We start from the raw sequence: 19,368 nt of genomic DNA, 5'->3' as shown, positions 1-19,368 counted from the left end.
GCGCGAACGCGCGCCCGATGACAGGCTCAGCGAAGCAATCCATCGCGCGGCATACGCGGAGCCGTGGATTGCTTCGTCGCTATCGCTCCTCGCAATGACGGGAGACACCCCTCATAGCCTACGTACCCGCGTCATTCACGTTCAGATCGACGCCCTGCGGGTCCTTGATGGTCGACACCGTGATCAGCGAGATCAACGCCAGCACCGCGATGTAGACGCCGACGCGCCACGACTCGCCGTAGGTGCCGATGATCCATTGCGCGATCATCGGCGCGAAGGCGCCGCCGAAGATGGCGCCGAGCGCATAGCCGATCGAGACGCCGGAATAGCGCACCTTGGCCGGAAACAGCTCGGCATAGAGCGCCGCCTGCGGGCCATAGGACAAACCAAGCGCGATGGTGAGGCCGACGGCGCTGACGAAGAACAGCAGGAGGTTCTTGCTGTCGATCAGGAACCACATCGGCACCGCCCACAGCACCATCAGCCCGTAGCCGATCTGGAAGCAGCGGACGCGGCCGATCTTGTCACCGAGGATGCCGCCCAGCAGCGTGAAGACGAACCAGCTCACCGCCGCCAGCGTGCCGACCAGCAGCAACTGGTCGGACGGCATCTTCAGCGTGTTGGCGCCGTAGCTGATCAGGAACGCGATCAGGATATAGCCGGCCGCATTGTTGGCCATGAAGATCAGCGCCGTGCGGAAAATCTCCTTGGCATGATTGCGCATCAGCTCGCGCAGCGGCGCGGAGGATTCCTTGTGCCGGCGCTGCATCGCCTTGAACACCGGGGATTCCTCCACGGTGCGGCGGATCACGATGCCGACGACGATCAAAAGGATCGACAGCAGGAACGGAATGCGCCAGCCCCATTCGATCATCGCCTGCTTGCCGAGCGTCGTGGTGAGCACCCACAACACGCCGGTTGCCAGGATCATGCCGAGCGGCGTGCCGATCTGCGGGAACGAGCCGAAGAAGCTGCGCTTGTCGCGAGGTGCCGATTCCACCGCCATCAGCGCCGCGCCGCCCCACTCGCCGCCGGCCGAGAAGCCTTGCAGGATGCGAAGCAGAATAAGGAGTGCTGGCGCCCAGGCGCCGATCTGCGCATAGGTCGGCAGCAGGCCGACCAGCGCGGTCGCAGCGCCCATCAACAGCAGCGTGACCACCAGCATGTTCTTGCGCCCGAAGCGGTCGCCGAGATGGCCGCAGACGATGGCCCCGAGCGGACGGAACAGGAAGGAGAGACCGAGCGTCGCGAACGAGACGATCTGTGCCAGCAGCGGGTTGTTCGCGTTCATCGGCGCGAAGAACAGCGCGCCGAACACCAGGCCCGCCGCCTGGGCGTAGACGAAGAAGTCGTACCACTCGATGGTGGTGCCGACGAGCGTCGCGGTAAGGACCTTGCGCTCCTCATCCGACAGTTCAGCGCCGCGCGAGCGCGCGGACATTTCGATGGACATATGGCCTCCCCAAACCCGTTCTTGGCCGCGCGGCGTGATCGGCGCGATGCGCCTGCCCCGTGCGGATGCTGGTACGGGGGATAGCAGAGGTTTTCGCGCGGCACGAGCTAAATAGTTGCAGCAGCAACGATATCTCCCCAGCCGAGGCCCGCGGTCCGGTTCCATGAACGGATTACCTCAGCCCTCGCCGACGGTCTCCCATCTGGAAATGCCGATTGTGCAACGCAGCAAGACAACTATGATCCGAGGCTCTCCAAGAGGTCGTAAGTGTCTGACATCAATGCCGACGCCTGGGTTTCCTCAGGCCACCGCCCGATGGGCTTTCCCGAATTCGTCGTCGTCATCGCCTCGATCATGGCGCTGAACCCGCTGGCGATGGACATGATGCTGCCGGCGCTGCCTAACATCCGCTCCGCGTTTGAGATCGCCGACGCCAACCGGCCGCAGATGGTGCTGTCGATCTTCCTGGTCGGCTTCGGCGTCGGCCAGTTCGTGATGGGCCCGCTGTCGGACCGCTTCGGCCGCCGCCCGGTGCTGCTCGGCGGCATGACCGTCTACACCATCGCCGGCCTGCTCGCGATCATGGCGCCTTCGTTCGAGACGCTGCTGCTGGCGCGCGCGCTGCAAGGGCTCGGCACCGCAGCCACCCGCGTGATCGCGACCTCGATCGTGCGCGACTGCTACGCCGGACGGCGGATGGCGAGCGTGATGTCGCTGGCGATGATGGTGTTCATCGCAGTCCCGGTGATCGCGCCGTCATTCGGCCAGGCCGTGATGCTGCTGACGCATTGGCGCGGCATCTTCGTGCTCTTGATGATCTACGGCGTGATCGCACTGGCCTGGAGCGCGATGCGGATGCCGGAGACGCTGCCGATGGAATTGCGCAAGTCGCTGGCGATCCCGGACGTACTGTCCGCGTTCCGCCAGACCGTCACCAACCGCCAGACGCTCGGTTATGCGCTCGCAGCCGGCGGCGTACAGGGCTCGCTGTTCGCCTTCGTGTTCTCGTCGCAGCAGATCTTCACCGAGATCTTCAAGCTCGGGCATTACTTCCCGGTCGCCTTCGCGGCCTGCGCGGTCGGCGTCGCGATCGCCGGCTTCCTCAATTCGCGCATCGTCGGCCGCATCGGCATGCGCGTGATCTCGCACGCCGCACTGACCGGCTTTGCCGTGGTCGCCGGGCTGCTGTTCCTCACCGTGAAGACCGGCACGCTGTCGCTGCCGCTGTTCATGGTGCTATCGGGCCTGATGATGTTCGCGTTCGGCCTGATGATGGCGAACTTCACTGCATTGGCGATGGAGCCGCAGGGCAAGATCGCCGGCACCGCCTCCTCGCTGTACGGCACCATCACCACCTTGCTCGGAATCGGTGTCGGCACCACGATCGGCCAGGATTACGACGGCACGCTGCTGCCGTTCGCGACCGGCTTCTTCCTCTGCACGCTGGCCGCGCTAGCAGTGGTGCTGGTGACCGAGAAGGGCCGGATGTTCCGGCCGCATCATCATCCGATTTGACGAACCCGTAGCCCGCGTCAGGCTTCCCTGGTCCGAGCAACGTTAGCCCGAACCGGAGCCGCTGCACGCCGCGTCGCCGCAAATCCCTCCATCCCGAGCTGCCATTGCAGGCCGACGATCGCGCCCTTGGTCGGCTGCAGCAGCGCGAGTGCGCTGAACAGCGTCACCGGCAGCCAGATCGCGAGTTGCAGCCACGCGGGCGGCGCGTAGGTCATCTCCATCCAGAGCAGCGCCGGCACCACGACGTGGCCGACCACGACGATGACGAGATAGGCCGGGAAATCGTCGGCGCGCTGCGGGGTGAAGTCCTCGCTGCACACCTCGCAATGATCCGCCACCTTGAGGAAGCGCCCGAACAGATGGCCGCGCCCGCAGTTCGGGCACTTCATCGTGAAGCCGCGCCACATCGCCTTTTGCAGGGAAACCGTCTCGGTCATTGCCGTCGTCCTTTGACTGTTGTCCTTGACCTGATCTGATGATCCATACAATATGCCTCGTAGAGCATACAATCAAAGACAAAGCGCCGGATTGCATGGATTGGATCCCTACAGTTTCGGAATGGCAAGGCCCGATGTTCCTGCGCATCGTCGACGCGCTCGCCGCCGACATCGCCAGCGGCCGGCTGGTCCGCGGCCAGCGGCTGCCGACCCATCGCGCGCTGGCGACCGCGCTCGACATCGATCTCACCACGGTGACGCGCGCCTATGGCGAGGCGCGGCGGCGCGGGCTGCTCGACGCCCGCGTCGGCCAGGGCACCTTCGTGTCGGAGACCACCGCGCGCGCAGCGTCCGAGCTATCAGCCCCCGTCAACATCGACCTGTCGATGAACCTGCCGCCGCAGCCGGTCGAGGCCAATCTCGACCTGCGGATCGCACAGGGACTTGCGACCATCCGCTCCGAGGCCGGGTTCTCCGCCTATCTCGGCTATGCCCGGCCCGGCGGCACCGCAGACGAGCGCGAGGTCGGCGCGGCGTGGCTCGCATCGCGCGTGCCGCAGGCAACCGCCGACCGCATCGTGATCTATCCGGGATCGCAGGCGATCATCTTCAACGCGCTGCTGGAGCTGACATCGCCCGGTGATGTGGTGGTGACGGAGGCGTTGACGTTTCCCGGCATCAAGGCCGCGGCGGCGCGGCTCGACGTCCGCCTCGTCGGCGTTGCGATGGACGCCGAGGGCGCCAGGCCCGACGCGCTCGACGAGGCCTGCCGCAAGCACAAGCCGAAGGCGGTCTATCTGGTGCCGACGCAGCAGAACCCGACCACCGCGACGATGGGTGCTATCAGGCGGAAGGCGGTCGCCGACATCATCAGGAAGCGCGGCTGCGTGCTGATCGAGGACGATGTCTACGGCCCGCTGGAACCGCAGATGGCGCCGATTGCCACCCTGATTCCCGAACGCACCTACCTTGCCGCGAGCATCGCGAAATGCATCGCGCCCGCGCTGCGCGTCGCCTATCTGCTGGCGCCCGATGCGAGCGCCGAGCAGCGCATGCGCGCGGACATGCAGGCCACCATGCAGATGCCGCCATCGCTGATGGTGGCGCTGGTCACGCAATGGCTGCGCTCCGGCGTCGCCGGCGACATCATCCGCGCCATCCGCAACGAGGCGGCCGCCCGCCAGCAGCTCGCGGCCCGCTTCCTCAAGGGCGTGACCTACGCGGCGCGGCCGGCCAGCCACCATCTCTGGATGCCGCTGCCAAAGCATTTCGACGGCACCGACCTGCTGTCGCATCTGATGCGCAATGGTCTCGCCGTGGTCGGCGAAGATGCCTTTGCGGCTGGAGACGCCGCGCCGCGCGGCCTGCGGGTGTCGCTCGGCGCCGCGCGCAACCGCGCCGAACTGAGCCAGGCGCTGCAGGTGCTGTCGAATGCCGTGCGGACGCCGGTCGGCGCCACGCAAATTGTCTGAATTTCGACCATCGTTAGGGAATAATGTCGCCTGAAAATGATTATGGTGCGGGGGCGCCTGCGCTAAGGCTGCGGCGTTCAAGGCATCAGGCAGGGGCGGCTTTTTTCAATGTCATGCGGATATGATCGGGCGACGATCCACCTCGCCGTGCGGACGCTTCGCGGAGCATTGACCGCAGTCGCCTGTCTTGCGCTTGTGACATCGGGCGTCGCGCGCGCCACCGGCGCCCCCGCCCCGTCGCCGGAGAAACTCGAACGGATCACCGAATTCTTCAACAACGAGGTCGCGAGCGGCAAGCTGCCCGGCGCCGTCATCCTGATCCAGCAGCACGGCAAGCCGATCTATCTCAAGACCTTCGGCTATCGTGACGTCACGACCAAGTCGCCGATGCGGCCGGACACGATGTTCGCGCTGCATTCGATGACCAAGCCGATCACCAACACCGCCGCCATGATGCTGGTTGACGAGGGCAAGCTGTCGCCGCAGGACCCGCTGTCGAAATACATTCCGGCATTCGCCGACGTGAAGGTCGCGATCGAACCGGACGGCGGCAACGATCCGGCCAAGGTGGAACTGGTGCCGCCGATCCGCCCGGTCACCATCGAGGACCTGATGCGGCACACCTCGGGCATCACCTACGAATATATCGGCGCCGACTGGATCCAGAAGATCTATCGCGCAGGGCATCTGTTCGACGGCAAATTCGACAACAAGGAGTTCACCGCGCGGCTGGCCAAGCTGCCGCTGTCGCGGCAGCCCGGCACGCTGTGGCGCTATGGTCATTCGACCGACGTGCTCGGCCGGGTGATCGAGATCGTCTCGGGCAAGTCGCTCTACCAGTTCGAGAAGGAGCGCATCTTCGATCCCCTGAAGATGAACGACACCCGATTTGTGCTCGATGCAGAGACCGAACGGACGCGGCTGGCGGAGCCGCTGCCCTCGGACACGATCCTGATCGACGGGGAGAACGACCGGCGCGCGCATCCGGAGTGGGAGTCCGGCGGCGGCGGCCTGGTGTCGACCATTCTCGATTACGCGCGCTTTGCGCAGATGCTGCTCAACGGCGGCGAGCTCGACGGCAAGCGCTATCTGAGCCCGGCCGCGTTCAAGGACATGACGAGGGACCATATCGGTCCGGGTTCCGGCGTCGGCCGCGACTATTGGTACTTCCCCGGCGACGGCTTTGGCTATGGTTACGGCATCGCCGTGCGCACCGATCCCGGCATCGCCAAGCCGCCGCCGCCCGGCTCGATCGGCGAGCTGAAATGGGACAGCGGCAGCGGAACCTATTTCGGCGTCGATCCGAAGCTCGACATGATCTACATCATGCTGGAGCAGACCCAGAACGAACGCCAGCGCATCACGCCGATCTTCCGCAAGCTGGTGTACGACGCGTTCAGCCCGGACTGAGTCGCGTCGGTTATTGCTTCGCGTCGCGCGCAGCGACGCGACACTCAGTGGTGTGACACCGATTCCCGTTCCATGACGCGCCTTTCCGCCGTCGCAGCTTCCCGCTTCAGCTTCCCTTTCGCTATATACTATCGTATATATCGAGACGACAAGGCAGGCGGTGACGATCCGGTCGGGAACCCTGCGCACAACAACCATCGACCGGAGACGATCGCCTCACAATCCTGCCTGGTCCAACCAGGTCCATTGAGGAAACGCGATCATGATAAAGAACAATGGCGACGCGGGACGTCCGCGCGCAACGGGAGAAACGCTGGAGATCCGCCGCGCAACACTCAACAGCGCTGCGGCCGTCATCCTTGCGCTCGGCATGGCCGGCGCGGCTCGCGCCGAAACCGCTCCGGTCGGCGTTCCCGACAAAAGTTTTCCGGAGAGCGTAACCTCGACCTCCGACGGCACGCTTTATGTCGGCAGCTTCAATCATGGCGGGGTGACCAAGGTCTCGGGCGGCAAGGCCGAGCAATTGGTCAAGCCTGGCGCCGGCGACAGCCGCTCGACGCTGGGCGTGCTCGCCGACGAGAAGAGCGGCACGCTGTATGTCTGCTCCAACGACATCAGCGCGATGGGCGTCGCGGGGCCGAGCGACACCAAGGGCGCATGGCTGAAGACCTTCGACCTCAAGAGCGGCGCGCCGAAGGGCAGCTTCGCCTTGAGCGATCCGAAATCGTTCTGCAACGACATCGTGGTCGGCGCCGACGGCACGGCTTATGTCAGCGATTCCTTCGCGCCGTTCGTCTACAGCCTGAAGCCCGGCGGCACCGCGCTTTCGACCTTCGCGACCGATCCGCAGCTCGCGCCGGCCAAGGACGGGGTCGGGCTCGACGGCATTGCGATCGGCGCCGACGGCAATCTCTATGTCACGACCTTCATTCCGGCCAAGCTGTTCAAGATCGAGATGCAGGACGGCAAGGCCGGTGCCGTGACCGAGCTGAAGCCGTCGCGGCCACTCGACCACGCCGACGCGCTACGCGCCCATGGCAGCGGTCTCCTGCTGATCGAGGGCAATGGCAAGCTCGACAAGGTCACGGTGAAGGGCAGCGAGGCCACGATCGACACCATCAAGGATGGTCTGGCCGAGCCGGTCTCGGTGACCCAGGTCGGTGATGTCGGCTGGGTCGCCGAGGGCAAACTGTCCTACGTGATCGGCGATAACAAGGGCAAGGATCCGGGCCCGTTCAAGCTGACGCCGGTCGCGCTGCCGAAGTAGGGAGCCGGATACATCCAGCCTCGTCATTGCGAGGAGCGATAGCGACGAAGCAACCCATCTCGCCGCATATGCGGTAGCGATGGATTGCTTCACGGAGCCTGTCATCGGGCGCGCATTCGCGCGACCCGTTGGCTCGCAATGACGGGGATAGGCCGCGGCGCATGAGCCGAGCCACACGGTTGCTTAGATCACGTAAAACCCGTGCGTGCCGTCGCGGCGAAGCTGGTCGACGAGGCCGTACTCCCAATCGAGATAGGCCTGCATCGCCCGTTCCGCGACATCGGTGCCCTCATAGGGACGCCGGTAGCGGTGCGCGGGGTCGGGCCTCGGCACGACGCGCGGCGGTCCGACTTCCAGCGGTCCATCATATCCGCCTTCGAGCACATACACCTCCCAGCCCATCTGCGCGAGCCAGGACGCCGTCATGTCGGCGCGGATGCGCCTGTCGTCGGTCAGCACGATGCGCGCGCCGCGCACCGGCGCGGCCATGTCGATCTCCTGCACCAGCTGGCCGCCGGCATAATGCCGGAAGCCGGCGAGGTGACCGGCGGTATATTCCTCGGCATCGCGCACGTCGAAGCGATACAGCGTACGGCGTGCGTCGCCTTCCAGTGCGGCGAGCTCGGTCGCGCCGATGTGACGGACGCCGGCCCGATAGGCGACGTCGCGCGCATTGTCGGGGGCACCTTCGAACGGCCCGACATCGCCGCGCTTGCCGGCGCCGTGCTCGAGATCGTGTTTCGCCAGCGTCCAGCCGATCGTGCCGTTGCGCAGCGCCCTCACCTTGTTCGGCAGCCCGGCATTGATCAGCGACTGCGTGCCGATGATCGAACGGGTCCGGCCCGCGCAGTTGACGATGATCGTGGTGTCGGGATCGGGCGCCGCGCCGCCGGCGCGCAGCACCAGCTCGGCGCCGGGCACGCTGACCGAGCCCGGGATGTTCATGGTGGCATACTCGTCGAAACGGCGGACATCGAGGATCGCGATGTTGGCCTTGTCCGAGATCAGCGCGGCAACTTCGTCGGCGCTGAGCGAGGGCGTGTGCCGGCGCGCCTCGACCAGCTCGCCGAACGCCTTGGCGTAGGAATTGACGTCCTCGAAGACCTCGTAGCCGGCTGTCTTCCAGGCCTCGAGGCCGCCGGCGAGCGAGGCGATGTTGCCATAACCCAGCGCCCGCAACTGGTCGGCCGCGACAGCGACCAGTCCCTCGCCATTGTCATAGAGCACGATCGGCGCGTCCTTGCGCGGCAGGCGCAACTCGGCTTCGAGCGCGATCCGCCCGGCCGCCATGTTGGCGGCGAACAGCGGATGCCCGGTGGCGAATTCCGCCTCGTGCCTGACGTCGAGCAGCGCGATCTCCCGGCGCAGCAAAAGCGCTGCGCGGATGTCCTGGGGGGTGACGGAAGAAACTGTCATGAGAGGGCTGGCCTGGGCGGGAAAATGCGCAGGCCTGCTCTAGGCCGAAATCGCGCGACGTCAATAGGCTTAACCAGCCCGCAACCCCGATCTTCACGAGAGAGGGGTACGGGAACGAAAACCCACCATCCCGCTTTGCCCAACCGGGACGCGCTTGCTACGTTCCAATCGGCCCCGTTGGCGCCCGATCAGCCCTTCCGGACAAGAGAAGGTAGCGGGGCCGGCCTGAAGTTCTGGGAGGATGACCATGAGATCAGTCGGAAATGAACCATTGTCGCGTCACGCCCTCGCTTTCGTGCTGGCCGGCGGACGCGGCAGCAGACTTCAGGAGCTCACCGACAAGCGCGCCAAGCCTGCGGTGTATTTCGGCGGCAAGTCACGCATCATCGATTTCGCGCTCTCCAATGCGGTGAATTCCGGCATCCGCCGCATCGCGGTGGCGACCCAGTACAAGGCGCACAGCCTGATCCGGCATCTGCAAGGCGGCTGGAACTTCTTCCGTCCGGAACGAAACGAGAGTTTCGACATCCTGCCAGCCAGCCAGCGCGTGTCTGAGACGATGTGGTATGTCGGCACGGCGGATGCGGTCTACCAGAACATCGACATCCTCGAGGCTCACGGCACCAAGTACATCCTGGTGCTCGCCGGCGACCACGTCTACAAGATGGACTATGAGATCATGCTGAAGCAGCATGTCGAAAGCGGCGCCGACGTTACCGTCGGCTGCCTCGAGATGCCGCGGGCGGAATCCAGCGGCTTCGGTGTCATGCATATCGACGAGCACGGCGTGATCCAGTCTTTCCTGGAGAAGCCCGCCGATCCGCCACCGATGCCGGGCAAGCCCGACAAGTCGCTGGCCAGCATGGGCATCTATGTCTTCAATTCGGAATTCCTGTACGACGAATTGCGCCGCGATGCCGCCGACTCGAACTCGGCCCACGATTTCGGCAAGGACATCATCCCCTATATCGTCAAGCACGGCCGCGCAGTGGCGCATCAATTCAACGATTCCTGCGTCCGCTCCGGCGACGATCCCCGTTCCTACTGGCGCGATGCCGGCACCGTCGATGCCTATTGGGGCGCCAACATCGACCTGACCGACGTGGTGCCTGAGCTCGACCTCTACGATCGGTCATGGCCGATTTGGACCTATGCCGAGATCACGCCGCCGGCGAAGTTCGTCCATGACGAGGATGGACGGCGCGGCCAGGCGGTGACCTCGCTGGTCTCGGGTGCCTGCATCATCTCGGGTGCATCGCTGCGGCGGTCGCTGCTGTTCACCGGCGTACACGTCAATTCCTACGCCAATGTCGAGAACGCGGTGATCATGCCCTATGTCAATGTCGGCCGCGGCGCACGGCTCAGGAACGTGGTGATCGATCGCGGCGTGCGGATACCGGAAGGGCTCGTGGTCGGCGAGGATCCCGAATTCGACGGCAAGCGCTTCCGTACCACCGAGAACGGGATCACGCTGATCACGCAATCGATGATCGACAGGCTCGGGACATGACGCCCATCCGCGTCCTCGCGGTCGCCTCGGAAGTCTACCCGATCGTCAAGACCGGCGGCCTCGCCGATGTGGTCGGCGCGCTGCCGGCCGCGCTGCAACAGCACGGCGTCACGACGCGGACGCTGGTACCCGGATATCCTGCCGTGCTCAACGCGCTGGCCTCGGCGGAAACGCTGCTGCACTGGGGCGAGTTCTATGGCGGGCCGGTCCGCGTGCTCGGAGGCACCCATGACGGCCTCGATCTCTATGCGCTCGACGCGCCGCATCTCTATACGCGGCCCGGCAATCCCTATGTCGGCCCCGAGGGACGCGACTGGCCCGACAACGGCATCCGCTTTGCGGCGCTGTCACGGATGGCGGCCGAAATCGGCCGCGGTGCAATCGCCTCCTTCGTCCCCGACGTCGTGCATGCGCATGACTGGCAGGCTGGCCTCGCGCCGGCCTACCTGCACTATGGCGGGCAGCCGCGGCCGGGCACGGTGATGACCGTGCACAACCTCGCCTATCAGGGCCAGTTCTCGCCGGACATGCTCGCGACCTTCGGTCTGCCCGGCGAGGCCTACTCGCTTAACGGCGTCGAATATTACGGCACCATCAGCTTGCTCAAGGCCGGCTTGCAATTCGCCGACCGTATCACCACGGTGTCGCCGACCTATGCGCAGGAGATCCAGAGCGACGAAGGCGGCATGGGGCTCGGCGGCCTGCTGCGCGAACGCGCCGACGTGCTGAGTGGCATCCTCAACGGCATCGACATCGAGGTGTGGAATCCCGCCACAGATCCCGCGATCGCCGCGCGCTTCAGCGCCGAGCAGATCGCGGCGCGCGCCGCCAACAAAGCGGCGTTGCAGCGGCGCTTCGGGCTCGATCCCGCATCGGACGCGATGCTGCTCGGCGTCATCAGCCGGCTGTCATGGCAGAAGGGCCTCGACCTGCTGCTCGAGAGCATTCCGACCTTGCTTGGCGAAGGCATCCAGCTTGCGCTGCTCGGCAGTGGCGATCACGATCTGCAGGATCGCTACGCCGCGCTGGCGCGCGACAATCCCGGACGGATCGCAGTCGTGATCGGCTACGACGAGGCGCTGGCGCACCTGATCCAGGCCGGCTCCGATGCGCTCGCGGTGCCGTCGCGGTTCGAGCCATGCGGCCTCACCCAGCTCTGCGCGCTGCGTTACGGCGCGGTCCCTGTTGTCGCCAATGTCGGCGGCCTTGCCGACACCGTACTCGGCTTCGACGAAGCCGCGGTCACCGGCAGTGCCGCAACCGGCATCAAGTTCGCGCCCGTCACCGCGGAGGCGCTCGCCCATGGCTTGCGCACAGCGAACTTGCTGTTCAACGACAAGGTGACCTGGCGCCGGCTGCAGCTCGCCGGCATGGCCACCGACGTCTCCTGGCACAATCGCGCCGGCCGCTACGCTGCGCTCTATCGCGAGCTCGCCGCCAGAGCATGATCCGGAAAAGTGCGAAGCGGTTTTCCCTCGCGACAAAGCGTTTGCGCGGAGATCATGCTCTCAAGGTGAGCAGGTAAAGCATGCTCAGTTCAACTGATCGCAGGACGCGATGCGGTTGATATCGGCGAGGCGTCGATCGGGATTGCCCTTGAGATCAAGGCTCGCGACGAGATCGAGCAGCCTGCCATAGGCGCGGTCGGCGACCGCAACGGGCAACGGCTCCTCGTCAAAGGTTTCGACATAATTGCCGACGAGACCGCTCAGCAGCCGGCAAACGCCGCGTTGCTCGGGGTCGTCCTTGCTCAAAGTCTCGAGTTTTTGCTGGAAGGTCCTGAAGGTCCGCAAGCCGTGCGGCTGCTGCGAAAGCCAAGTATGTAAATCAGGATTTTGCAAATCGGTCATATCAGCCTCTTCAACATGGAGAAGAAGCTACCGGCTTATACAGCCGATCATGGTTCCGCGCCATCGCGATTTTTGCATGCATCCCCTGCCGGGCCGCGTCATCGGATTGGCACGCAGCATCGCTAGGGTATGTCGGTTTGATCAGAGCCGCGCGAGTGCCGGCAGAATCCTGTAGCGCGCGATCTCGTGCGGATAGTCACCGCGATTGGCGAGTAACACGATGCCGAACCTGCGCGCAGGCACCAGGCCGATATAGGCCGAGGCATTGTTGAGGCCGCCGGGCTTGTCGATGACGGTGACGCCGTCGAGCCGCACATGCTCCCATGCCATCCCCTGCCCGAACTTCGCGTCGACGCGAAAGCTCTCGCGCATGGTCATCTGCAATGCCGCGCGCAATTGCGGATCGATCACCCCGCCGTCGAGACAGGCACGCAGCAGGATGCCGAGATCGCGCGCCGACGAGAACATCTGGCCGGTGCCCGGAAAATCGTAATAGCTCTGCTGATTGCCAGGCGGACCGATCGGGATGCCCTGATGGGAGTAACCCTGGACCATGCGTTGCATGATCTCCGGCAGCATCGCCGCGCGATTGTCCTCGCCGCGATCCGGAATGAACGTCGACGTCATGCCCAGCGGCTTGAGGATGCGGCTCTCGATCAAGGTCGCGATCGGCATGCGATAGCGCCGTTCCAGCACCAGCTGCAGCAAGACATAGCCGGCATGGCTGTAGATGCGTTGCCTGCCCGGCTGCACGTCTGCCGGCGGCGTCCACGCATTGAGCATCGCGATGAACTGATCGCGGCTGAAGGTCTCGTTCGGCCAGGGCGGATGATCGGTCGGCAGCAGCAGCCCGGATGTATGGTTGACGAGCTCGCCGACGGTGACGTGGCTGATATAGTCGCCGTGCAACTCGGGCAGAACCTTGCCGACGGGATCGTCGAGCCGCAATTCACCGCGCTCGGTGCCGAGCGCCACCAGCGCCGCCTCGAACAGCTTGCGCAACGAGGCGAGGTTGAACAGCGTGTCCGAGGTGATCGGGCGCTTCGCCGCGGCGTCGGCGAAACCGTAGTTGAACAAGGTGACCCGGCCGCCGGCATAGACCGCGGCGGCGAGGCCGCCCGGATCTGCTGCGGTTGCGGTCGGCGCGAGCTCCGCCTCGACGATGTCCCTGATCTGCGCATCCATGTCGGAATCCGCGCGCGCGCCTGGAAGTGCACTTGCTGCGACGGCAAGCACGATGGCCGCGATCCGGACGGGGAGCCACTGTTTCATCAAGGGCGAGATCGGAACAATGTTGCGACGGCAGGCTGATCTGTTCAGCCACCGCGAGATGGCGACATCGCGATCTTAAGCGACGGAACCTAGTCGTCCGCGTTCACGATTGCGCGCATTTCACCGTTACCTGTCCAGGCTGGGAAGGGGCGGCCCGATCGCTGTTCCGGCGGTCACTGCCGGAAACCGCGATCGCGACCGCCCTCCCACTCCAGCCACGGTGCGGGAACTGCAATGGAACTAAAAAAATCGGGATCTTTAAAAATGCAGGGAATGTGCTTGGACGGAAAGGCGATACCGGCGTCTGCCGGGCCGGCCGCCGATATGTCTGACTTCATCACATTCCGCTCCCAACTGGGGACCGTTTCCTAGTAGCAACAATTCGTCAATCAACGGTTGCATAGGCCGATGGGATTCGATTGACAAGACACGGTTGCCTGCGACGAATCGTCCGGTTCCCGGTTCCGAGTTCCAGGTTCCCGATGCCACCTGCGCGAGCGCGCGTACCTGGATGCCGCTGCTAGTCCAGACCGAGATAGTAGCGCCACTCCGTTCCCATGTTGTCGTCGGTAACAAGAACCTGATCGGTTGTCCGCGACAGCAGGGTCGGACACTGCTCGATCATCTCGCCGTCGAGGCGGAACTCGCTCATCAGCTCGTCGAGGAAATCACGGTCGGTCTTGTCGGCCGGATTGAACTGGCGCTTTCCGTCGATCGTGTAGGCCTCCAGGACCGCCCGCCAGCGTGCATAGTTCCAGTCAAGCGGAGCATTCGACGCCACCATGTGGTTGGTGAACCGCGCTCCATGGGCAAACACGGTGCATGCCGTCTTCTGCATCCGTCGCGACGACGTCGTGTTGTAGAACACGATGCCGCCGGGATTGAGATGGCCGCTGACCAGTTCGAGAAACTCGACCGAGAGCAGATTCGTGGCATTGGCGCGGAAATTCCAGGTGGTGTTGGAGATGACCGCATCGAACTGCCGTCCCGGGTGGCGACGCAACCAGCGGCGTCCGTCATCCGCGATGATGGTGACTTTAGGATGATGCAACAGCGATTGCACCTCGGGCCGCTCCGCGATCAATTCGGTGTAGCCCGGATTGATCTCGACGATGGTGAGCGATTCGACCGCCGGATTGTTCGCGATGACCTGTGCCCACGACCCGGATGCAAGCCCGATCATCAGCACGTCGCGCGGCGCCGGGTGAAACAGGCTGAGCGCATAAGCGCGGATGACGCCGTTGCGATCGGATTTCAGGCTGGTGTTGAAGCGTCCGTCATACATGCCGTTGCCGTAGACGACGCCGTCGGCGTCGACGGTAATCACGCCGCTCCGGTTCTCGACCACCCGGGCGAAGGCCTGACTGGAAGTCGTATGGGTCTGGAGGTTTTCGAATAGGTGCCGCGACAGCGGCGGCGCAATGAGTGTTCCGGCGCATAGAACGGCAACCGCGGTTGCGGCCGCCCTGGCCCGCGCGCCGGTCACGCTCGGGGACTTGTAGATCAGGAGCAGCGAGCACAGGGTGCCAATCCCGAGCAGCAACATGCTGATGTGCTGCAGACCGAGGTAATTCGTCAGGACGAAGCCGGTGACGACGGCGCCGGTGGCGCATCCGGCGATGTTCGCGCTGTAGAGCAGCGCGGTCTGCATGCCGGCGCGATCGTCCGCCGCGATGCCGAAATGCGAGAGGAACGGCAGCAGTGCGCCCCATTGCCGCGCGATCAGGTAGATCCCCGCGAGCACGATCAGGATGAATCCGATTCCCATTCCCGCGGACTGGTTCGCCAGCGGCAGAAAGGCAGCGCCCGCAGCGTTGGCCAAGATCAAGCCCCTGGCGGCCTCCCCCATCGCATCCGCAGGCGAAAGCCGCGCGCAGACTTGCGCCGTGTTGTACGCACCGCCGGCAACGCCGGCCAAGAAGCCGCAGAGCACGAAGGCGAACGCCATCGAGCTCGACCCAGAGGCAAACGACACGGTCCGAAACAGAAAGATCTCGAAGGACAGCGAAACGAAACCGCCGACGGCGGCAAGCAGCATCACGAACGGCATTGAAAGGATCGGCGGCGCCGTTCGCGGGCGCTGCGCAACGATGCTCGCGTCGTTCAACTCCTTGCGGCGATAATGGGCGATGAACGCACCGGCGGCGATCGCGACATTGATCCCCGCCGCGATGTACACCGCCGCGCGCATCCCGAGATGAGGGAAGATCACGATCGCACAAAGCAGGCAGGCCGCCGAGGCCCCCAACGTGTTGACATAATAGAGAAGGCCGACCGAATGGGCCGTCTGCCCCGACGTTCTCACGAGGTGCGAGACCAGGATCGGCAGCGTCGCGCCCATCAGAAGCGTCGGGATCAGCACCAGCAACAAATTTATGGCGCCGATGGCCGGCAACGACCAGTCGAGCGCGAGGTCGCCGATCCATTCGAAGATCGCAAGCGACACGACGCCGAACGCCGCGGTGAGCAGTTCGATGATACCGAGCAGCAGCAAGGGCTGCACGGCGCGCCGCCGCGTGATCCATCCGCCGGCAAGGCTGCCGAGCCCGAGGCCCAGCATGAATGCGGTCACGACGATAGTGACGGATTCCGTATTGACCCCGAAGATGCGGAACAGGCTTCGCTGCCAGGTGAGCTGGTAAACGAGCGCGGGAATTCCGGAGAAGAAGAACAGGATCGGCAGGATCCGATGGCGCACAGCTGATGAGACCGAGCTTGCCGTCGACAGTTCAAGGGCAGTCACGTTTATCCCCCCAATTTCGGGAGATTTCTCATAGCAACAATATGTCAATCGACGGTTGCAGCGGTCCCTCGGATTCGAGCAGCGGGAGCGGCGTTTCGGCCGAACGCTTCAACGCGGATACGTTTTGGTCGCCGCGAGATACCGTTGATTCAGCGATCGTTAACCAAGGCGACAACTACCCGGTTCGCGACCGGACGATCGACCGCGGCAACGACGCCAGCAACAACACGAGGCAGACACACAGCAGCACGATGTCCTTGAACAGGAACTCGCCGGCCAGGTTCCAGGCCATCGGGTCGGTCGACAGGCTCCATTTCACCACCCCTGGTGTCGTGAAGAAAAACGACCAGGTCACGGCAAAGGTGATCACGCCCATCAGCGCGCCGATCGCCGACAGGAGCGGGCTGAAAGCGCCGGCGGCGAGCAGCACCGCGATGCCGAACTCGGTGACGCCAAGCACATAGGCCTCGCCGCGGAGACCGAACACCGACAGCCACGAGACGAACGGGCTGTTGCTGATGAACTGCGCGATGCCTTGCGCCGATTGCAGCGTGAATTTCTGCATGCCGAACGACACGAAGATCACCACCATGACCCAGCGCAGGATCGCGAGCGGACGAAACGAGCCCTCGCCCTGTTCGGCGATGTTGAACGACAGATTCATGCGGATGTTTCTTCCCTTGCTGCGATGCCGCTATCGGCCGCCGTTGCGGCGTTCGTGACATGACTACGCAGCGCGCCGCGCGCGTGTTACGCGTGGCGTCCGTCCCATCCATCACAAGGATGTGCAGGCGATGTGATCAGTCAGGCCGCAGTAAGCAGCTCGCCGACCTTCTCATAGGCCTCGCCCTTGAACCGCATCAGCTGAAACTGCTTGACCGGCACATAGTCGCTCGGCGTGGTGTTGAGGGTGATGCCGGGAATCAGCAGCGGCGCGGCGAAGTTCTTCAGGTTGGTCGCCTGGTGCAGGATGTTGGCGCGGGTCAGTTGGTCGCCGCATTGGCTGACGACGTGGGCGGCGGTTGCCGCCGCGGTGTAGCCGATCGCATAGAGATCGTCGGCGCGATCGGCATTCGGGACGTAACGGTCGAGGAACGCCATATACTGCTTCATGTCCGGCGTATCGGCCCAGAGCGGATTGCCGGGGTCCATCCGGGTCGCAAAGGCGAGGATGCCCTGCGCGGTCTCGAACCCCGCCGGCTTCAGCGTCGCGCGCACCGAGGCATTGCCGGCGCCGAGGAACACCTGCGGCCGCCACTCTAGCGCGGCCATCTTGCGCAGCGCCTGGCTCGCCATCTTCGGGATGGTGATGAGGAACACCACGTCGGCACCGGATAATTTCATCTGGACGATTTGGGAATCGACGGTGGGATCGCCGACCGAATAGTTGAGCTCAGAGACGATCTGCGCGGTCTTCGCGCCCAATCCCGCCTTCAGGCCCGACAGCGTCGCCTTGCCGGCATCGTCGTTCTGATACAGCACGCCGATCTTCGCATTGGGCGTTGAGCCGGCGATGTAGCGGCCGACGACGCCTCCTTCGATCTCGTAGGTCGATCCGCCGACCATGGTCCACGGATTGGTCGCCGGATCCGACAGCTTGCTGGCGGCTGCCGCCAGGAACAGCTGCGGGACCTTTCGCGCGTTCAGATATTTCTGCACGGCGATGTTGCCCGGCGTTCCCATCGCGCCGGCGATGAACAGCACCTCGTCGCCTTCGACCAGACGCCGCGCCGCCTCGACCGATTTCGGCGGGCTGTAGGCGTCGTCATAGTTGATGAACTTGATCTTGCGGCCGTTGATGCCGCCGGCGTCGTTCAGCATGCGGAAATAGGCATCCATCGCATTGGCGAGCACGCCGAACGACGACACCGGGCCGCTGAGTGGTCCGAACTGCCCGATGCGGATTTCCTGGTCGCTGGCGCCGGGATCGTATGAGGCACCGGCAGACGCCTTGCCGCCAATCGACGCCGCGAGACCGGCCGCCATCGTCCCGAGCAGCGTTCTACGGCTGACCGTCATCATGGGTTTCCTCCGTTGGATTGGGCGCCTTAGGCGGCGCCTCCTTCGAATGCCAATTGATATTGCGCGGCGATCTCGTCGACGATGTCGGCCGCCGCCGTCACCGCATGGACGCCGGAGACTGAATGCCCGGCGCTCCAGACTTCGATCCAGCGCCGTGGTCCTCCGGCATCGCTCTTGCCGCCGAACTTTTCGCGCGCCCGCGCCTCCGACACGGACTCGTCTAGATTTGCGGGATCGAGGCCTGCGGCGACGATCGATGGCCGCAGCATGCTGGCGTCGAGCCCGGTGAAGGCCTTGGTCAACATGATATCGTCGAGCGTGCTGTCGACCAGCATTCTCCGATAGGCATTGCTCGCCATGCTCTCGCGGGCCGCGATGAAACGCGTTCCCATATAAGCGAGATCGCAACCGAGCAGCTGCGCCGCGGCGAGCGCGGTGCCGTCGGTCACGCCGCCCGCGAGCACGACCGGACCGTCGAACATGGCGCGCACCGCGCGCACGAAGGCGAACGGATTGGCCCAGCCGGTCTGCCCGCCGGCCCCCGCGGTCAGCAGGATCAGGCCATCGGCGCCCGCCTCGATCGCCTTCTCGGCATGCCGCAGCGAGGCGATGTCAGCGAACACGAGGCAGCCGACATCGTGCAGCGGCTGCACCGCCGCGGCCGGCGAGCCGACGCTGGTGATGACCATCTCGACCTTATGCCTGACGAGGCAGGCGAGATCATCCTTGAAGCGCGGCTGACGGATGATGAGGTTCGGACAATGCGGTGCGGCCGGGCGGCCGCGCTCCGCGACATTGTGCTCGATCTGGGTGAGCCAGGCATCGAGCTCCTCGACCGAGCCGGCGTTCGCGGTCGGAAATGCGCCGATCGCGCCGGTGCGGCAGACCGCGGTCACGAGATCGACACCGGATACACGCAGCATCGGCGCTGCGATCAGCGGCAGGCGAAGCCGCTGCACGATCGCGGCCGGAAGCGCGCTCCGGCGGGCAGAGGCCTGCAT

The 19,368-nt window shown here is 64.8% G+C and carries 16 protein-coding genes; 6 read left to right on the top strand and 10 right to left on the bottom strand.

All coding sequences use genetic code 11. The features are described from left to right. Positions 1–118 precede the first annotated feature (118 nt). Complete coding sequence (locus tag CK489_RS18920; RefSeq protein ID WP_095733280.1) at positions 119–1,453, bottom strand: MFS transporter; 1,335 nt, start codon at positions 1,451–1,453, stop codon at positions 119–121. A gap of 315 nt (positions 1,454–1,768) precedes the next feature. Between CK489_RS18920 and CK489_RS18915 the strand changes: the two genes are divergently transcribed. Continuing rightward, the gene (locus CK489_RS18915; RefSeq protein ID WP_502694133.1) at positions 1,769–2,968 is read left to right on the top strand and encodes a multidrug effflux MFS transporter; all 1,200 of its coding nucleotides are present in this window, start codon (positions 1,769–1,771) and stop codon (positions 2,966–2,968) included. A 17-nt stretch (positions 2,969–2,985) separates the two neighbouring features. On the opposite strand, the gene CK489_RS18910 is transcribed toward CK489_RS18915, so the two are convergent. Continuing rightward, positions 2,986–3,405, bottom strand: a complete 420-nt coding sequence (locus tag CK489_RS18910; protein WP_050627676.1) for a DUF983 domain-containing protein — start codon at positions 3,403–3,405, stop codon at positions 2,986–2,988. Between the two features lie 95 nt (positions 3,406–3,500). On the opposite strand from CK489_RS18910, the gene CK489_RS18905 reads away from it, so the two are divergent. The 3 genes from CK489_RS18905 (at position 3,501) to CK489_RS18895 (ending at position 7,554) form a co-directional block, all read left to right on the top strand. Beyond that, complete coding sequence (locus CK489_RS18905) at positions 3,501–4,877, top strand: aminotransferase-like domain-containing protein (RefSeq protein ID WP_095733278.1); 1,377 nt, start codon at positions 3,501–3,503, stop codon at positions 4,875–4,877. A 108-nt stretch (positions 4,878–4,985) separates the two neighbouring features. Beyond that, on the top strand, positions 4,986–6,287 hold the full coding sequence (locus tag CK489_RS18900; RefSeq protein WP_502694126.1) for a serine hydrolase domain-containing protein: 1,302 nt from the start codon (positions 4,986–4,988) through the stop codon (positions 6,285–6,287). A gap of 262 nt (positions 6,288–6,549) precedes the next feature. Continuing rightward, positions 6,550–7,554: an NHL repeat-containing protein gene (locus tag CK489_RS18895; protein ID WP_095733277.1), complete on the top strand. Its 1,005-nt coding sequence runs from the start codon at positions 6,550–6,552 to the stop codon at positions 7,552–7,554. Between the two features lie 183 nt (positions 7,555–7,737). Here CK489_RS18895 and CK489_RS18890 read toward each other — a convergent pair whose 3' ends face one another. Continuing rightward, entirely contained in the window at positions 7,738–8,970 is a 1,233-nt protein-coding gene (locus CK489_RS18890) for a rhodanese-like domain-containing protein (protein WP_095733276.1), read from the bottom strand. A 247-nt stretch (positions 8,971–9,217) separates the two neighbouring features. On the opposite strand from CK489_RS18890, the gene glgC reads away from it, so the two are divergent. Together glgC and glgA are read left to right on the top strand one after the other, a co-directional pair. Then, entirely contained in the window at positions 9,218–10,480 is a 1,263-nt protein-coding gene (gene glgC / locus CK489_RS18885; RefSeq protein WP_050627774.1) for a glucose-1-phosphate adenylyltransferase, read from the top strand. After that, a complete protein-coding gene (gene glgA / locus CK489_RS18880; protein ID WP_050627680.1) occupies positions 10,477–11,928 on the top strand; it encodes a glycogen synthase GlgA in 1,452 nt (483 codons plus the stop codon). The genes glgC and glgA overlap by 4 nt, the downstream gene beginning before the upstream one ends. An 84-nt stretch (positions 11,929–12,012) precedes the next feature. Here the strand turns inward: glgA and CK489_RS18875 are convergent, their stop codons facing one another. From CK489_RS18875 to CK489_RS18850, 7 genes are all read right to left on the bottom strand, one after another. Continuing rightward, positions 12,013–12,330 carry a hypothetical protein gene (locus CK489_RS18875; protein ID WP_095733275.1) on the bottom strand — a complete coding sequence of 106 codons (318 nt, stop codon included), beginning with the start codon at positions 12,328–12,330 and terminating at the stop codon, positions 12,013–12,015. Between the two features lie 141 nt (positions 12,331–12,471). After that, positions 12,472–13,602 carry a serine hydrolase gene (locus tag CK489_RS18870; protein WP_095733274.1) on the bottom strand — a complete coding sequence of 377 codons (1,131 nt, stop codon included), beginning with the start codon at positions 13,600–13,602 and terminating at the stop codon, positions 12,472–12,474. A 173-nt stretch (positions 13,603–13,775) separates the two neighbouring features. Further along, positions 13,776–13,940, bottom strand: coding sequence for a hypothetical protein (locus CK489_RS41410; RefSeq protein ID WP_158226471.1), 165 nt, complete (start codon positions 13,938–13,940; stop codon positions 13,776–13,778). 182 nt (positions 13,941–14,122) lie between these two features. Then, positions 14,123–16,345, bottom strand: coding sequence for a fused MFS/spermidine synthase (locus CK489_RS18865; RefSeq protein ID WP_198960957.1), 2,223 nt, complete (start codon positions 16,343–16,345; stop codon positions 14,123–14,125). Positions 16,346–16,520: 175 nt separating this feature from the next. After that, positions 16,521–17,009: a DUF417 family protein gene (locus tag CK489_RS18860; protein WP_050627682.1), complete on the bottom strand. Its 489-nt coding sequence runs from the start codon at positions 17,007–17,009 to the stop codon at positions 16,521–16,523. Between the two features lie 140 nt (positions 17,010–17,149). Beyond that, complete coding sequence (locus tag CK489_RS18855; RefSeq protein WP_095733273.1) at positions 17,150–18,367, bottom strand: ABC transporter substrate-binding protein; 1,218 nt, start codon at positions 18,365–18,367, stop codon at positions 17,150–17,152. A 26-nt stretch (positions 18,368–18,393) separates the two neighbouring features. Then, positions 18,394–19,368: an NAD(P)H-dependent flavin oxidoreductase gene (locus CK489_RS18850; protein WP_245350419.1), complete on the bottom strand. Its 975-nt coding sequence runs from the start codon at positions 19,366–19,368 to the stop codon at positions 18,394–18,396.

This window comes from Bradyrhizobium sp. UFLA03-84 (assembly GCF_002289535.1).
GTDB lineage: Bacteria > Pseudomonadota > Alphaproteobacteria > Rhizobiales > Xanthobacteraceae > Bradyrhizobium > Bradyrhizobium viridifuturi.
Note: the sequence above shows the minus strand (reverse complement) of the source record. Positions and strands in the feature narration are given on the sequence as shown.

Excerpts from the sequence above, each read along its gene's own strand:
- CK489_RS18875 (WP_095733275.1), bottom strand. The coding sequence starts at position 12,330 with ATGACCGATTTGCAAAATCCTGATTTACATACTTGGCTTTCGCAGCAG.
- CK489_RS18870 (WP_095733274.1), bottom strand. The coding sequence starts at position 13,602 with ATGAAACAGTGGCTCCCCGTCCGGATCGCGGCCATCGTGCTTGCCGTC.
- glgA (WP_050627680.1), top strand. The coding sequence starts at position 10,477 with ATGACGCCCATCCGCGTCCTCGCGGTCGCCTCGGAAGTCTACCCGATC.
- CK489_RS18860 (WP_050627682.1), bottom strand. The coding sequence starts at position 17,009 with ATGAATCTGTCGTTCAACATCGCCGAACAGGGCGAGGGCTCGTTTCGT.
- CK489_RS18910 (WP_050627676.1), bottom strand. The coding sequence starts at position 3,405 with ATGACCGAGACGGTTTCCCTGCAAAAGGCGATGTGGCGCGGCTTCACG.
- CK489_RS41410 (WP_158226471.1), bottom strand. The coding sequence starts at position 13,940 with ATGAAGTCAGACATATCGGCGGCCGGCCCGGCAGACGCCGGTATCGCC.
- CK489_RS18905 (WP_095733278.1), top strand. The coding sequence starts at position 3,501 with ATGGATTGGATCCCTACAGTTTCGGAATGGCAAGGCCCGATGTTCCTG.
- CK489_RS18915 (WP_502694133.1), top strand. The coding sequence starts at position 1,769 with ATGGGCTTTCCCGAATTCGTCGTCGTCATCGCCTCGATCATGGCGCTG.
- CK489_RS18895 (WP_095733277.1), top strand. The coding sequence starts at position 6,550 with ATGATAAAGAACAATGGCGACGCGGGACGTCCGCGCGCAACGGGAGAA.
- CK489_RS18900 (WP_502694126.1), top strand. The coding sequence starts at position 4,986 with ATGTCATGCGGATATGATCGGGCGACGATCCACCTCGCCGTGCGGACG.
- CK489_RS18850 (WP_245350419.1), bottom strand. The coding sequence starts at position 19,368 with ATGCAGGCCTCTGCCCGCCGGAGCGCGCTTCCGGCCGCGATCGTGCAG.
- CK489_RS18920 (WP_095733280.1), bottom strand. The coding sequence starts at position 1,453 with ATGTCCATCGAAATGTCCGCGCGCTCGCGCGGCGCTGAACTGTCGGAT.
- glgC (WP_050627774.1), top strand. The coding sequence starts at position 9,218 with ATGAGATCAGTCGGAAATGAACCATTGTCGCGTCACGCCCTCGCTTTC.
- CK489_RS18890 (WP_095733276.1), bottom strand. The coding sequence starts at position 8,970 with ATGACAGTTTCTTCCGTCACCCCCCAGGACATCCGCGCAGCGCTTTTG.
- CK489_RS18855 (WP_095733273.1), bottom strand. The coding sequence starts at position 18,367 with ATGATGACGGTCAGCCGTAGAACGCTGCTCGGGACGATGGCGGCCGGT.